This window comes from Nonomuraea sp. NPDC047529, from assembly GCF_040642995.1.
GTDB lineage: Bacteria > Actinomycetota > Actinomycetes > Streptosporangiales > Streptosporangiaceae > Nonomuraea.
Window position 1 is genome coordinate 78,947 of sequence record NZ_JBEYTJ010000038.1, and the last position, 13,417, is coordinate 92,363.

At 71.6% G+C, this 13,417-nt stretch carries 16 protein-coding genes; 10 read left to right on the plus strand and 6 right to left on the minus strand.

What is annotated here, in order from left to right; all coding sequences use genetic code 11:
- Positions 1-29 precede the first annotated feature (29 nt).
- The 4 genes from ABZ815_RS41255 to ABZ815_RS41270 all read left to right on the plus strand — a co-directional run bounded on the left by ABZ815_RS41255 (position 30) and on the right by ABZ815_RS41270 (position 3,234).
- Entirely contained in the window at positions 30-554 is a 525-nt protein-coding gene (locus ABZ815_RS41255; RefSeq protein ID WP_357706851.1) for a hypothetical protein, read from the plus strand.
- A complete protein-coding gene (locus ABZ815_RS41260; protein WP_357706853.1) occupies positions 547-1,098 on the plus strand; it encodes a hypothetical protein in 552 nt (183 codons plus the stop codon). The genes ABZ815_RS41255 and ABZ815_RS41260 overlap by 8 nt, the downstream gene beginning before the upstream one ends.
- 119 nt (positions 1,099-1,217) lie before the next feature.
- Entirely contained in the window at positions 1,218-2,342 is a 1,125-nt protein-coding gene (locus tag ABZ815_RS41265) for a family 2 encapsulin nanocompartment cargo protein terpene cyclase (RefSeq protein ID WP_357706855.1), read from the plus strand.
- A gap of 37 nt (positions 2,343-2,379) precedes the next feature.
- The gene (locus ABZ815_RS41270; RefSeq protein ID WP_357706856.1) at positions 2,380-3,234 is read left to right on the plus strand and encodes a geranyl diphosphate 2-C-methyltransferase; all 855 of its coding nucleotides are present in this window, start codon (positions 2,380-2,382) and stop codon (positions 3,232-3,234) included.
- Here the strand turns inward: ABZ815_RS41270 and ABZ815_RS41275 are convergent, their stop codons facing one another.
- Positions 3,235-4,038 carry an MBL fold metallo-hydrolase gene (locus ABZ815_RS41275; protein ID WP_357706858.1) on the minus strand — a complete coding sequence of 268 codons (804 nt, stop codon included), beginning with the start codon at positions 4,036-4,038 and terminating at the stop codon, positions 3,235-3,237.
- Positions 4,039-4,080: 42 nt separating this feature from the next.
- Entirely contained in the window at positions 4,081-5,271 is a 1,191-nt protein-coding gene (locus ABZ815_RS41280; RefSeq protein WP_357706859.1) for a 4-hydroxybenzoate 3-monooxygenase, read from the minus strand.
- Positions 5,272-5,422: 151 nt separating this feature from the next.
- On the opposite strand from ABZ815_RS41280, the gene ABZ815_RS41285 reads away from it, so the two are divergent.
- Positions 5,423-5,782: an arsenate reductase family protein gene (locus ABZ815_RS41285; protein WP_357706860.1), complete on the plus strand. Its 360-nt coding sequence runs from the start codon at positions 5,423-5,425 to the stop codon at positions 5,780-5,782.
- Positions 5,783-5,787: 5 nt separating this feature from the next.
- On the opposite strand, the gene ABZ815_RS41290 is transcribed toward ABZ815_RS41285, so the two are convergent.
- Both ABZ815_RS41290 and ABZ815_RS41295 read right to left on the minus strand, forming a co-directional pair.
- Positions 5,788-6,642, minus strand: coding sequence for an FRG domain-containing protein (locus ABZ815_RS41290; protein ID WP_357706862.1), 855 nt, complete (start codon positions 6,640-6,642; stop codon positions 5,788-5,790).
- A gap of 66 nt (positions 6,643-6,708) precedes the next feature.
- Entirely contained in the window at positions 6,709-7,581 is an 873-nt protein-coding gene (locus ABZ815_RS41295; RefSeq protein ID WP_357706863.1) for a patatin-like phospholipase family protein, read from the minus strand.
- 71 nt (positions 7,582-7,652) lie between these two features.
- Here ABZ815_RS41295 and ABZ815_RS41300 point away from each other — a divergent pair, with 71 nt between their 5' ends.
- Positions 7,653-8,219 (plus strand): hypothetical protein, encoded by a 567-nt coding sequence (locus tag ABZ815_RS41300; protein WP_357706865.1) that lies wholly within the window; start codon positions 7,653-7,655, stop codon positions 8,217-8,219.
- A 17-nt stretch (positions 8,220-8,236) separates the two neighbouring features.
- Here the strand turns inward: ABZ815_RS41300 and ABZ815_RS41305 are convergent, their stop codons facing one another.
- Positions 8,237-9,076, minus strand: coding sequence for an NmrA family NAD(P)-binding protein (locus ABZ815_RS41305; protein WP_357706866.1), 840 nt, complete (start codon positions 9,074-9,076; stop codon positions 8,237-8,239).
- A gap of 223 nt (positions 9,077-9,299) precedes the next feature.
- Here ABZ815_RS41305 and ABZ815_RS41310 point away from each other — a divergent pair, with 223 nt between their 5' ends.
- The 4 genes from ABZ815_RS41310 to ABZ815_RS41325 all read left to right on the plus strand — a co-directional run bounded on the left by ABZ815_RS41310 (position 9,300) and on the right by ABZ815_RS41325 (position 12,538).
- The gene (locus ABZ815_RS41310) at positions 9,300-9,983 is read left to right on the plus strand and encodes a response regulator transcription factor (protein WP_357706867.1); all 684 of its coding nucleotides are present in this window, start codon (positions 9,300-9,302) and stop codon (positions 9,981-9,983) included.
- 88 nt (positions 9,984-10,071) lie between these two features.
- A complete protein-coding gene (locus ABZ815_RS41315) occupies positions 10,072-10,671 on the plus strand; it encodes an NAD(P)H-dependent oxidoreductase (RefSeq protein WP_357706868.1) in 600 nt (199 codons plus the stop codon).
- Between the two features lie 11 nt (positions 10,672-10,682).
- Complete coding sequence (locus tag ABZ815_RS41320; protein ID WP_357706869.1) at positions 10,683-11,699, plus strand: ATP-binding cassette domain-containing protein; 1,017 nt, start codon at positions 10,683-10,685, stop codon at positions 11,697-11,699.
- Positions 11,696-12,538 (plus strand): ABC transporter permease, encoded by an 843-nt coding sequence (locus tag ABZ815_RS41325; protein ID WP_357706870.1) that lies wholly within the window; start codon positions 11,696-11,698, stop codon positions 12,536-12,538. The genes ABZ815_RS41320 and ABZ815_RS41325 overlap by 4 nt, the downstream gene beginning before the upstream one ends.
- Before the next feature lie 90 nt (positions 12,539-12,628).
- Here ABZ815_RS41325 and ABZ815_RS41330 read toward each other — a convergent pair whose 3' ends face one another.
- Complete coding sequence (locus ABZ815_RS41330; RefSeq protein WP_357706871.1) at positions 12,629-13,276, minus strand: hypothetical protein; 648 nt, start codon at positions 13,274-13,276, stop codon at positions 12,629-12,631.
- Between the last annotated feature and the right edge of the window lie 141 nt (positions 13,277-13,417).

The window sequence follows — 13,417 nt, forward strand, 5'->3', positions numbered from 1 at the left end:
ATCATGGGAACCCCGAGGAGAGGACGACTATGGCTTTCGCGGTGGCGCGGACGAGGGACGAGGCGCATCTCTACCTCGACCTCAACCCCTGCGCCTGCGGGTCCACCGACACGACCTGGCGCAACGGGCTGATCGACGTCGAGGGCGAGCTGGCCAACCGCTACTTCGGCCCGTGCGAGCAGTGCGGCACGCCGCGCGAGTTCGTGTTCGGGCTGCCGGAGACCCCCGTGATGCCCGCCGGGTTCCCGACGTTCGGCGGCCCGGAGCCGTCGGAGCTGCTCGACGCGGGCGAGTGGTTGTGGGTGGCCGACCTGACGGCGAGCGACGTGCCGGTGTCCGACCGGGCCGAGGCCCTGCGCACGCTCAGGATCGCCGCCGCGGCGGTGGAGGAGGTCGTCAAGTTCGTGCCGGCGGGCGCGGACTCGGTGCCCGACCAGGGGTTCTGGTCCGAGCGCGGGCAGGGGGTGCGGGCGGCCGAGCCGGGCAGGTTCCAGCTCGACCGGCTGCTGGTCGTCCGCGACACCTACCAGACGCTGGCGGGCGAGTATGCCTGAGCAGGGTCTGGGCCGCTCGCTCGTCGAGGCGTACGTCTACATCGACCTGGTGGCCCACTCCGGCCTGCCGGGCGCCTCCCGGAACGCCACGGTCTCCCAGGACCCGGAGAACCTGCGGGTGCGGCTCGACGACGTGGAGGTCGTGGTCCCGGTCGAGGCCGAGCGCGCGGCCAGGGAGACCGGCGCGACGTTCGGCACCGGCCTGTCCGAGCTGCTCGACCCCGGCCAGTGGGTGCTGATCGCCACCACGTACGCCAGCCGGGCCCTGGAGGAGGGCCTGTTCTACGCCGTCGGCCCGGCCTCCCCCGAGCGGTACGACTCGGTGGCGACCGGTTGGCTCTTCGCCGCCGACGCCGTGGCCGAGGCGCTGAAGTTCTTCCCGCCGGAGGCCGCCGAGCTGCCGCCCGACGCCTTCTGGAGCGACCTGGGCAGGACCGTGCGCGAGACCGAGCCGGAGCGCCTGACCAGGGAGAAGCTGGAGGACGACCTGGCCTTCTACCGCAAGAGCCTCGACGACTTCGAGGGCCTGCACACAAGGCCCTGACCGCCAGAGTGCGCCCGCAGGAGGGTAAGGCTCTCATTACTGATTGGCTACTCTACTTTTAGTAGCTGAATAACTACTTTCGGTAATGTCCTGCTCCTCCTCAAGGGAAGAGGCGCGCCATGCCCCAGTACGCCGCGGCCCCGCGGCTCCCGACCGGCCCCACCGGCCTCGGAACCTCCGCGCTCCACCTTCCGGCCCCCGCCCCGCCCCCCGCGCCTCCCGCACCGCCTCCCGGACCACGGCAGCTCCTGGCCCCCATCCCCTACGCGGAGCGGGAGTGGGGCGACGGCTCCTACCCGCCGCTCTACTGCCCCGAGACGGTCCGCGACGACCCGGCGCTCGGCGCGGAGGTCGACCGGCGGCTCGTGGCCTGGGCCGAGAAGGTGGGCCTGCACGCCGGGCGGATGGACGAGTTCGCCGCCACCGGGTTCGGCCGGCTGGTGATGCTCGCCCATCCCGACAGCGACGACCCCGACCTGCTGCTGATCGCGGCGCAGATGAACACCGCCTGGTGGGCGGCCGACGACTACTACGCCGACGAGACCGACCTCGGCGCGAGCCCCACCGAGCTGCCGCCGCGCCTGGCGCTCGTCATGTCGGCCATGGACCCGCCGCCGCCCGCGGGCGCGTACACCGGGCAGCTCGAAGAGGCGATCGAGGCCGACCCCGTGCTGGTCTCCCTGCGCTCGGCCACCGACCACCTGTCCCGCCACGGCACCCCGTCGCAGGTCATGCGGGCCTGCAACACCACCTTCCAGATGTACGTGAGCTGGACGGCCTACGCCGCCTGGCGCTACCTGGAGACGCCGCCGCCCGTCTGGCGCTACCTCGCGGCCCGGCAGCACGACAGCTTCTACACGTCCATGACCCTCATCGACGTCGTCGCCGGCTACGAGCTGCCCGCCGACCTCTTCTACGACCGGCGTTTCCACACCGCGCTCATGCAGGCCGGCACGGCCAGCGTCATCGTCAACGACCTCCACTCCGTGGCGAGGGAGGCCGCCGACGAGCTGCCCGACTCCAACCTCGTCCTGCTCATCGCGGAGGAGGAGAAGTGCTCCACGCGCGAGGCCACCGAACGCGCCGTCGCGCTGCACAACGACTTCGTCAAAGGCTTCGAGACCAGCCAGCGCGAGCTCGCCGCAGTTCCGTCCGTGGAGCTGCAGCGGTTCCTGCGTGGCGCCCAGGGCTGGATGGCCGGGTGCCTCGAATGGCACGGCAGCAGCAGCCGCTACCACTCATGACACCGGCCGCCCCCGGCCGGGAAGGAGCTCTTCCCAGGTGACCGTCAACACCCATTCCCCCGTCCTCACCAGCCACTACCAGCACTCCGTCGCCAGCTACTGGAACGCCGAGAAGAACCCGGTCAACCTGCGCCTGGGCGACGTCGACGGCCTGTACCACCACCACTACGGCATCGGCGAGGTGAACTGGACGGTACTCGACGGCCCCGAGGACACCCGCGAGGACCGCATCGTCAAGGAGCTCCACCGCCTGGAGACCGCCCAGGCCGACCTGCTGATCAGCCACCTCGGCCCGCTCGAACCCCACCACCGGGCGCTCGACGCGGGCTCCGGCCGCGGCGGCAGCAGCCTCCTGGTCAACATGCGGTACGGCTGCGAGGTCGACGGCGTGTCCATCTCCGAGTCGCAGGTCGCCTTCGCCAACGACCAGGCCAAGAAGCGCGGCGTCGACGACAAGGTGCGCTTCCACTTCCGCAACATGCTGGAGACCGGCTTCGAGACTGGATCGTTCCAGGCGAGCTGGAACAACGAGAGCACCATGTACGTCGAGCTGTCCCTGCTGTTCGCCGAGCACTCCCGGCTGCTGCGCCGGGGCGGCCGGTACGTGTGCGTCACCGGTTGCTACAACGACGCCTACGGTCTGCCGTCCCGGGCGGTCAGCCAGATCAACGCCCACTACATCTGCGACATCCACCCCCGGAGCACGTACTTCGAGCAGATGGCGGCCAACCGGCTCGTCCCGGTCAGCGTCGTGGACCTGACGGCGGCCACGATCCCGTACTGGGAGCTGCGCGCCCGTACCCATCTGGCCACGGGCATCGAGCAGTCCTTCCTCGACGCCTACAAGAACGGCAGCTTCCAGTACCTGCTCATCGCGGCCGACCGCGTCTGATCAACCGGCCACCGCGGCGGCCAGCTCCCACGGGTCGTGGGCCGAGAAGACGCTCACCTGGTCGCCGTGGTCCCGTACCAGCTCCCGCAGCCGGGCCTGGGTGCCGAGCCGCAGGTCGTGATCGACCTCCGAGCGGGTCTGCACGACGTCCATCAGCGGGTGCGGATGCGGGTCCTGCTGCAGCTCGCGGTGGTAGTAGTAGGCGTCGCCGCAGTGCAGGAGCCACCGGTCCCCCTCCCGGACGGCGACGCCGGTGTGCCCGGCGGTGTGCCCGCCGAGGGGGACCAGCCTGATGTCCTCGGGCAGGCCGTCGAGCTCGATCGAGGTAAAGCCGAACCAGTCGTCGTTCGCCTCCGGGGTGTAGGTGACCCAGTCGGGGCCGTGCGCCCAGTGGGCCGGGCGGTAGCGGTAGCTCGGGGCCTCGGCCAGCGCCGCCTCCAGCTCGGCGGCCAGCAGGTGCACCCGCGCGCCGGGGAAGTCGGGCAGCCCGCCGCAGTGGTCGACGTCGAGGTGGGTGACGATGACGTGGCACACGTCGTCCGGGCGGTAGCCGAGCCGGGCGACCTGGCGGACGGCGGTCTCCTCCTCCTCCAGCGCGGGCTCGGCCATGGCCACCCAGTCGGCGCCCAGCGTGCCTGCCGGGTCGCGCACATTGCCGAGCCCGAGCCCGGTCTCGACCAGCACGAGCCCGTCGGCCGGGGTCTCCACCAGCAGGCAGTGGTTCACGGCGGGGGCGGCGGGCGGGCCGTCGTAGGTGGCTTCGATCGTCCGTACGGATCCGCAGTTCAGGTGATGAATCCTCATGGGGACGATCGTCGTACTTGAACCGCGGTTCAAGTCAACTCGTCAGCCGCCCGCCATCATGTCGCCGAAGGCGCGGGCCGCCGGGCCCGAGGTGAACAGCCGGTCGAGCCGCGCCCTGGCCAGCCGGCGGCGGAACGGCCCGGCCAGGCTCTCGTCGCCGGCCTCGTGGGTCATCTCCGTCATCCAGCGGGAGAACTCCTGGTGCTGCCACACGCGTTCCAGGCAGGTGGCCGAGTAGGCGGCCAGCGGCTCCTCGTCGCCCTCCCGTACGGCGGCGCGCAGCGCGCGGGCCAGCACGTCGGCGTCGGCGACCGCCAGGTTCATGCCCTTGCCGCCCATGGGCGTGATGATGTGGGCGGCGTCGCCGACCAGGAAGAGCCGGCCGTAGCGCATCGGGTCGACGACGTGGCTGCGCATCTCGACGAACGCCTTCTCGCCGATCGGGCCGTCCGGCAGGTCCTTGTCGGCCAGGCGCAGCCGCAACTGGGCCCAGATCCGCTCGTCGGGCCAGTCGGCGGCGGTGGCGTCGGGGGCGCACTGGAGGTAGAAGCGGCTGGCCCGCGGGCCGCGCGGGAAGTGGGCGGCGAACCCGTGGGCCGTGATCGCCATGAGCGGGAAGCCCGGCGGCGGGACGTCGGCCAGCACCGTCAGCCAGCCGATGCCGTAGTCGTGGGAGTAGGTGGTCAGGGCGTGCGCGGGCACGCCGGCCCGGCTGACGCCGTGGTGGCCGTCGCAGCCGGCGACGTAGGAGCAGACGATCTCGTGCGTGCGGCCTTCGGCGTCGCGGTACGTGACCGTCGGGGCGGCTCCCCCGACGCCGTGCGGGGTCACCTCGGCCGCCTCGAACCGCAGGTCGCCGCCGGATTCGAGGAGGCGGGCGAGCAGCCGGCCGACGAGGACCTGCTGCGGCACGAGCCGGCCCGGTCGGCCTTCGGTGATCGCGGAGACGTCGAGGAAGCGCTGCTCGCCGTCGACGCGGAACTCGAACCGGGTCTCCTGCGGCATGCCCGCCAGGACGGTGTCGGCCAGGCCCCACTCCTCGAAGACGCGGGCGCCGTGGTGGTCGAGGATGCCGGCGCGCTGGCGCTGCTCGACGTACAGGCGGCTCTGCCGTTCGAGCACCACGCACTCGACGCCGGCCTGGCGCAGCAGGTTCGCCAGGGTCAGGCCGGCCGGACCGGCTCCGATGACGACGACCTCGGTGCTCTCTCGCCTGCTGGTCTTCCCGGACATGGCGGTCCTTTCGCCTCGGCGACGCGCAGTGGTACCCGGCCAGGATGATCACGATGATAGTCCGCGCGATCACCCGCCCACCGGGAGATCGTGCGCTTCGGGGCCCCGGCTGACCTCCGCCGGGGCGCCCAAGCGTGAGAACCTCGGCGTCATGGAAATCTGGATCAACCCCGACTGCTCCAAGTGCCGCTCGGCCCTGTCGATCCTGGACGCCGAGGCGGCCGACTACGGGGTCCGCCGCTACCTGGAGGACCCGCCGTCGCCCGACGAGCTGCGCGCCGTCCTGGCCAGGCTCGGGCTGGAGCCGTGGGACATCACGCGTACGGGCGAGCCGGTCGCGGCCGAGCTGGGCCTCGACGCCTGGCCGCGCGACCCGGACGCCCGCGAGCGCTGGATCGCCGCGCTGTCCGCGCACCCGGTCCTCATCCAGCGGCCGATCATCACCGCCGACGACGGCCACACCGTGATCGGCCGCACCGAGGAGGCCGTGCGGGACACGCTGTCCAGGTGACGCGGTCAGTCGTTCATACGGCCCTCCCGCTGGCCTGGGCGCTCGGGGCCGGCCATGCTGGAGCCGCCCGCGGGCACGTCGACGCTGCCCGGCGAGTAGTAGCGGCGCAGCCATTCGGCCAGGCCGTCTAGGCCCCCGAGCAGCACCCGCTCGGTGATCCCGGCCTGGTCGAGCCGCCGCCGGATCTCGACCTTGACCTCGGCCGGGATCGACCAGCCGCGCCACAGCCCGGGATGGGCGGCCAGCCAGTCGTCGAGCTGGTACGTCGCCCCCGACATCGCCGACAACACCGACGACTGGTTGACCATGCGCTCGTCCAGCGAGGGCGGCTCGAAGAAGACCACGAACGGGCGCTCGCGGCCGAGGGCGTCGAAGCGGGCCAGACCGGCGGCGCGTTCGGCGAGCATCTCGGTGCTGAAGAGCAGCGCGCCCTCGCCGTCGAGCACCTCGCGCAGCGGCTCGGGCAGCAGGCGGTGCGCGCCCGCGCAGTCGACGGCCAGCAGGACGGCGTCCTCGCCGGGCCAGGACGCGGTGGCGAAGTGCAGGGCGACCAGCGGGGAGAAGGTCCAGTCCAGGAGGCGGGTGGGCAGGCCGTGGTGCTGGCCGAGGGCCAGCCAGTCCCAGACGGTCGGGCCGGGGGCGGCTCTGTGCGCGTATTTTCTAAAATTTCGTATCAAGTGGGCTTCTAGGGTGGCGTAGTCGCCCGCCAGCCGCGCGAGCCTGTGCACGTGCGAGTACGCGCTCTTCGCCAGGCCGCGGAAGACCAGCGGCGAGTGCGCGTGGGCCGGCCCGTCGCCGTGGCCGGCCGCGCCGATCGCGTCGTCCAGCTCCCGCCAGGACGACACCGTCACCATCCCCATCCGCCTCCGGTGCCCCTGTGCGCCCTGGTCACACCTGCCGCCACCAGGGCACCCGGGTGCGCCCGGCTAGGTCCACATGCTGTGGACGACGGCGGCCACCCGCCGGCCCTGCTCGCGGCCCGCGTGGGCCGCCGGTGACCGTACGGCGGGGTCGAGCGGGTTGGGGCCCATGGCCGCGACGGCTCCCTCGTCCGGGCTGACGACCTCGACCGTGGAGCCTTCCTTGCGCAGCTGGGCCACCTCCTGTTCGAGCGACGTCCAGGGGGAGGCGGGCGCGCCCGGCGGCTGCGGCGACACCACCAGCACCCGCTCGAAACCGGCGGCCAGGTCCGCGTTGTCGCTGGACCGCACGCCGCCGTCGACATAGCGGCGGCCCTCGATGGTGACCGGCGGCCAGACCCCCGGCACGGCGCAACTGGCCGCCACCGCGTCCACCAGCTCCACCCCGGACGCCCGGTCGAACAGGCGCGTCTCTCCGGTCACCGCGTCGAGCGCGACCAGCACGAGCGGCCGCTGCGGCCAGCCGGTCTCCGGCAGGCGGGAGGCCACCGCCGCCCGCCGTTCCGGCTCGCCAGGCGTGGGGGCCTTCAGCGCCCAGGCGCCGATGCGGCGGTGCAGCTCGTCCCGGTCGTGGGCGCCGGCCAGGATCTCCTGGAGGCTGCCGGCGAAGGAGGCGGCGTCGAACACCGCGGGGATCTCCCTGGCCTGCAGCGCGGGGTCGACCTGCCGCTGGAACAGCTCCTCGACGGTCAACCCGCTGCGGGCCTGGGCGCCGACGGCCGACCCGGCGGAGGTGCCCACGATCAGGTCGGCGTCCCGTACGTCCACGCCTTCGTCGGCCAGCCCGGCCAGCACGCCGGTCGCCCACGCGATGCCGGCCACGCCGCCGCCCCCGAGCACCAGGGCCCGCCGACGGTCAGAAGCTTCAATTCGGTCCATGAGGATCATCATTCATCAATCAGGAACAAAGCGCGCGTCTCATCCGGGCCGTCCGTGTGTATGGTGAGTCGGTGGAACGTACTCATGATTTTGGGTACAACCCCGCCGTCGAGAGCCTGCGACTCATCGATCACGGGCTGCCGAGGTCCCTGCCCGGCAACCTGAGCGGACGCTTCCGCTTCACCCCTGCCTCCCTGTACGTCGGCGACCGGATCGCGGCGACCGCCTTCGCCCGCCTGGACGGCTTCGGCCTGTCCTGGGTGGACGTCTGGCTGCTGTCACTCCACCGCGGACGCTGGGCGTTGCGCGCCGGCGACAGCAGGTCGGCCGCGCGCAGCGACGACCTGCTGGCCCATCGGCAGGGGGTCTCGGTGCTCAAGGAGCACGCGCTGACCGACGAGAACGGGCGCTTCGACACCAACGCGGGCCGCTGGCTGCCCCGGCCGAAGCGGTGGGTGGCCTACGGGCTGCTGCGGCTGTCGGCCGAGGTGGAGACCGTCAGGCTGGGCGGGCGGGGGGTGCCGGTGCCGGGACACGGCCTGCAGGCGCTCGCCTGGCGGCTGCGGGCCGGCCCGGTGGTCGCCGACCTGCTCGACGACCTGGGCGAGACGATCGCCGCGGTGAGCCTGACCCCGTAGCCCCCGGGCGTTTCACGTCAGGCGGGGAGGAAGTCGGTCGCGTGGTCGTGGGCCCAGGTGCGGAACGTGCGCGCAGGCCGGCCGAGCAGCTCCTCGACCGTGCCGGTCACGCGTTCGGGGGTGTGCGTGAACGACTCCCACGCCCTGAGCCGGGCCGCCACGAACGCCGGATTCCCCCAGGCGGCCGTCAACTGCTCGCGGGCGACCTCCGGCGGCAGGTCCTCCCAGCGCACCTCGCGTCCGATCACCTCGCCGACGGTCCGCGCCAGCTCCTCCTGGGTGATCGACTCGGGGCCGGTGATCAGGTACTTGGCGCCGTCGTGGCCGGGGGTGGTGAGCACGTGGGCGGCGACGTCCGCGATGTCCCGCTCGTGGATCACCGATCTGGCGGCCTTGCCGTACGGGAGCCGTACCACGCCCTGCCGGATCTGGTCGGCCCAGGCCAGCGTGTTGGTGGCGAAGTCGATGGCCCGGACGAACGTCCACCGCGTCCCGGACGCCCTGATCAGCCGCTCGATCTCCTGGTGGTAGATCGTGGCCGGCTCGCCGTCCTCCAGGTCGGTCACGTCCGCCGACAGGTACGCGACCTGCCCGGCTCGCTCGGCCACCGTCGTCACCACCCGGGGATCGACGGGGATGCCGGGCCACATCAGGTACACACCGTCCACGCCGTGCAGGGCGGGCCCAAGGGAGTCGAAGTCCGCCAGATCCCCGCGTACGGGCTCGGCCCCCTCGGGGAGCACCGCCCTGGCCGGGTCGCGGACCAGCGCCCGCACCTCGTGCCCCGCCTCCGCCAGGGAGGAGACGACATGCCTGCCCACGTTGCCGGTCGCGCCGGTCACCAGAATTCTGCTCATGAGGGCAGCCTAGAACCTAGACCCCAGTCAAGGTCTATTCAAAGAACCGACTCACTCAGGTGATATGCCGCACATTCCGGGTAGCGGCGGTATTGGTGATCGCGCTTCAAGGGATGAGAAGGGCCCGGCCCCGGCCGGGCCCTTCTGCTTGCCCCAGGACCTCACATGCGATTCACAAGCGGTCCTCAGACAAACCTCATGCACGTCCGGCATCGTTCCCGGCATGCACCCGACCGCCTCGACCGTCTCGCCCGGATCCGCGCGCGGCTCGTACGCCGTCCTCGTCGTGGACGAGCTTCCGCTCGGCGAGTCCCTCTCCCGCGCGATGCGCCGCTGGGACGTGCGAAGCCTGCGGGGCGGCGAGGCGGTCAAGGCGGTACGCGGCTTCCGTCCCCGCGCGATCGTCCTGGACGCCACGACCGGCGGACGGCTCCTGCCCCGCCTGCGGGCCGCGCTGCCCGGCGTGCCGGTGCTCTTCCTGACCCCGCCGGACTCCCCGCCCGACCGGGCGACCTGGCTGCGCGCGGGCGCCGACGACTACGTGACGCGCCCGTTCAGCGTGGACGAGGTCGTGATCAGGCTGCACGGCCTGCTGCGCCGCTCGGCCGCCCCGCTGGCCGTCGGCGACCTCACCCTGGACCAGGAGACCCGCCAGGTACGGCGGTCCGGCAAGGAGATCCGGCTGACCCCGACCGAGTTCGAGCTGCTGCGGCTGCTCATGCGCCATCCGGGACGCGCCCTCAGCAAGGCGCAGATCCTCGACCGGGTGTGGGCCTACGACTTCGCCGGCCAGGGCAACATCGTCGAGCTGTACATCTCCTACCTGCGCCGGAAGATCGACGCGGACCGCCGTCCGATGATCCACACCCTGCGCGGCGTCGGCTACGTGCTCAGACCCGCCGCCTGACGGCCCGCTAGATCCCGTCTAGCGACCTTCTGGCGGCCGTCTCGCGCCTCCTGTGTGAGAGCCCGCAACGGGCCGAGGGAGGTGGACGATGGCGAGCGAAGAGCACACCGCCGGCGGGAGCGCCGTACCGCTCCGCCTCGCGGTGATCATCGGAAGCACCCGCGTCGGGCGGATGGGCGAGACGGTGGCGAAGTGGTTCGCCGGCCGCGCCCGCGACCGTCCCGACCTGGCGGTCAGCCTCGTCGACCTGGCCGACTACGCCTTCCCCGGCCGCTACCCCGAGCAGAGCAGCCCCTCGATGCGCCGCTTCACCGCGGCCGTCGGCGAGGCCGACGCCTTTGCCGTCGTCACTCCCGAGTACAACCGCAGCTTCCCGGCCTCGCTCAAGCAGGCGATCGACTACGCCTACGACGAATGGCAGGCCAAGCCGGTCGGCTTCGTGGCCTACGGCTCGGGATCGTCCGGTCTGTACGCGGTCGAGCAGCTCCGTACCGTCTTCTCCGCCCTGCACGTCGTGACGGTGCGCGACTGGGTAGGTCTCGACCTGCTGGGGGACGACGTGGCCGGGAGCGGCGAACCGTACGACACCGACGACCGCGTACGCGCGGTCGCGGCCATGCTCGACCAGCTCACCTGGTGGGGACGGGCGTTGCGGGACGCCCGGCACGCCCAGCCGTACTGCTCATGAGAGGAACACCCATGCGAGACCTGGCGATACAGACCTCCGGCCTGGTCAAGGTCTTCGGCGACAACCGCGCCGTGGACGGCCTCGACCTGGAGGTGCCGGCCGGCACCGTCTACGGCGTGCTCGGCCCCAACGGCGCGGGCAAGACCACCGCCGTCCGCATGCTGGCCACCCTGCTCCGGCCGGACGGCGGCGAGGCCACCGTGTTCGGGCACGACGTGGTGCGCGAGGCCGACGCCGTGCGCAGCCGCGTCAGCCTGACCGGCCAGTACGCCTCCGTCGACGAGGACATGACCGGCGCCGAGAACCTGATCCTGCTCGGCCGCCTCCTCGGCCACCGCAAGCCGGCCGCCAGAGACCGGGCGGCGCAGCTCCTGGAGGCGTTCGGGCTGACCGAGGCCGCCGGGCGGCAGGTCAAGACGTACTCGGGCGGCATGCGGCGGCGCATCGACATCGCCGCCAGCATCCTCAACACGCCTGACCTGCTCTTCCTCGACGAGCCGACGACCGGCCTCGACCCGCGCAGCCGCAACCAGGTCTGGGACATCGTCCGCATCGTCGTCGCCCACGGCACCACCGTGCTGCTCACCACCCAGTACCTGGAGGAGGCCGACCGGCTGGCCGGCCGCATCGCGGTCATCGACCACGGCAGGGTCATCGCCGAGGGCACGCCGGGCGAGCTGAAGTCGTCGGTCGGCTCCGGCTCGGTGCACGTACGGCTGCGCGACCCCGGCACCCGTCCCGAAGCGGAACGGCTGCTGGCCCAGACCCTCGACGCGCCCGTCTACCTGGACGCCGACCCCGTGTCGCTCACCGCCCGCATCGCCGGGAACGGCCGCGAGGCCGCCGCCGCCGAGCAGGCCTCGCGCGCGCTCGGCCGCCTGGCCGAGGCCGGGATCGTCGTCGACGACTTCTCCCTCGGCCAGCCCAGCCTGGACGAGGTCTTCCTCGCCCTCACCGACCACCCCGCCACTGGGCCCGCCACCGAGACCGCCACTGAGTCCGCCACCGACCGGGAGGCCGCAGCATGACCGCCACCACCGAGACCGCCACGACCTACTCCCCCGCCGCCGACGTGCTCGGCACCGTGCTGGCCCCCGCGGCGAAGCCGCCGCGGCCGAGCGCCTGGTCGGCTTCGGTCACGTTCGGCTGGCGGGCCATCCTGAAGATCAAGCACGTGCCCGAGCAGCTCTTCGACGTGACCGCCTTCCCGCTCATGATGACGCTGATGTTCACGTACCTGTTCGGCGGCGCCCTGGCCGGCTCCCCGACCGACTACCTGCAGTTCCTGCTTCCGGGAATCATGGTCAGCAGCGTCGTGATGATCACCATGTACACCGGGGTCGAGGTCAACAAGGACATCGAGAAGGGGGTGTTCGACCGCTTCCGCACCCTGCCGATCTGGCGTCCCTCGACCATGGTGGGCTACCTCCTCGGCGACATCCTGCGCTACACCATGGCCTCGACGGTCATCCTCGCCGTCGGCCTGGCCCTGGGGTTCCGTCCGCAGGGGGGCGTCACGGGCGTGCTGGCCGGGATCGTGCTGCTGCTCGGCTTCTCCTTCGCCTTCTCGTGGGTGTGGACGATGTTCGGCCTGCTCATGCGGAGCGAGAAGTCGGTGATGGGCGTGAGCATGCTCGTCCTGTTCCCCCTGACCTTCCTGAGCAACGTCTACGTCGACCCGGCCACGATGCCCGGCTGGCTGCAGATCTTCGTCAACGTCAACCCGATCACCCGCCTGGTGGCCGCCGTTCGCTCCCTGATGGCCGGCACCCCGGACATGGCCGAACTGGCCTGGGTCCTGATCGCGTCGGTCCTCCTCATCGCCGTCTTCGGCACCCTGACCATGCGCCTCTACAACCGCAAGTAGCCCCCACGTTCGAAGAGCGGGCGCGAAGAAGGCATCCGATGCCCTTCGCGCCCGCTCTGCTGCGTCGGCAAGGGTGTGCGACTCGGCCTTTCAGGATCGTGTGAATGCCCACCGGCCGTCGGCGTGGATCGTCACCAGAAGCGTGCCGTCCGGCAGCAGCACCTCGCCACGGTAAGAGCCGATCTCGTTGATCAGCCCGTTCTGCATCTCTTCTGTGTAGGAGTGCACGATGAAATTGCTGCTTCCCGAATGATCGGCCTTCACCGTGCTCAGGCCCGAACTGGCCGGGGACAACAGCAGCACGTCGTCGCCGCGGCCCGATATACGTGACCCCGTCCACTGGCGGGCCATCGTGATCGGTTTGAGCGTGAGGGTCCATGCCCCGTCAGCCTTGATCGTGAAGCCGCGAAGCACCTTGCCGTTGTCCTCGTTCACGATGACCGTGCCTTGGTACGCGCCGATCTCGTTCACGATGGACACCTGTTCCGCTCCTCCAGGGTCGAGAGGATGCACGATGAAGTTCGCCGATCCCTGGTGCGTGAGCGTCGCCAGCAGGACGTGCTCGGTCTCCTCCACCTTCACCACCTTGTCGCCGACTCCGCGATACGTGCGCGGTTGCATCGTCGGCGACGGCGACGGGCTGGGTTGTTCTTCCTCGACCGGCGCGCCTGCTTCTGCCTGGCCCGCGGAACTGCTCGAGGACTGTTCGGCCACAGTGAGCCGTTCCCTGCCGTCCACCGGACGTCCCCCCGACAGGACCGCCGCGAACACCAAGAGGACGAGCAGGCCGCCTACGATTCCAGCCGCCACCTTCAGGCCGGTGTGCTTTTTCGGCGGCCGACGCGGCGGCGGGAACCCCTGCCCGTAACCGGGCGGAGG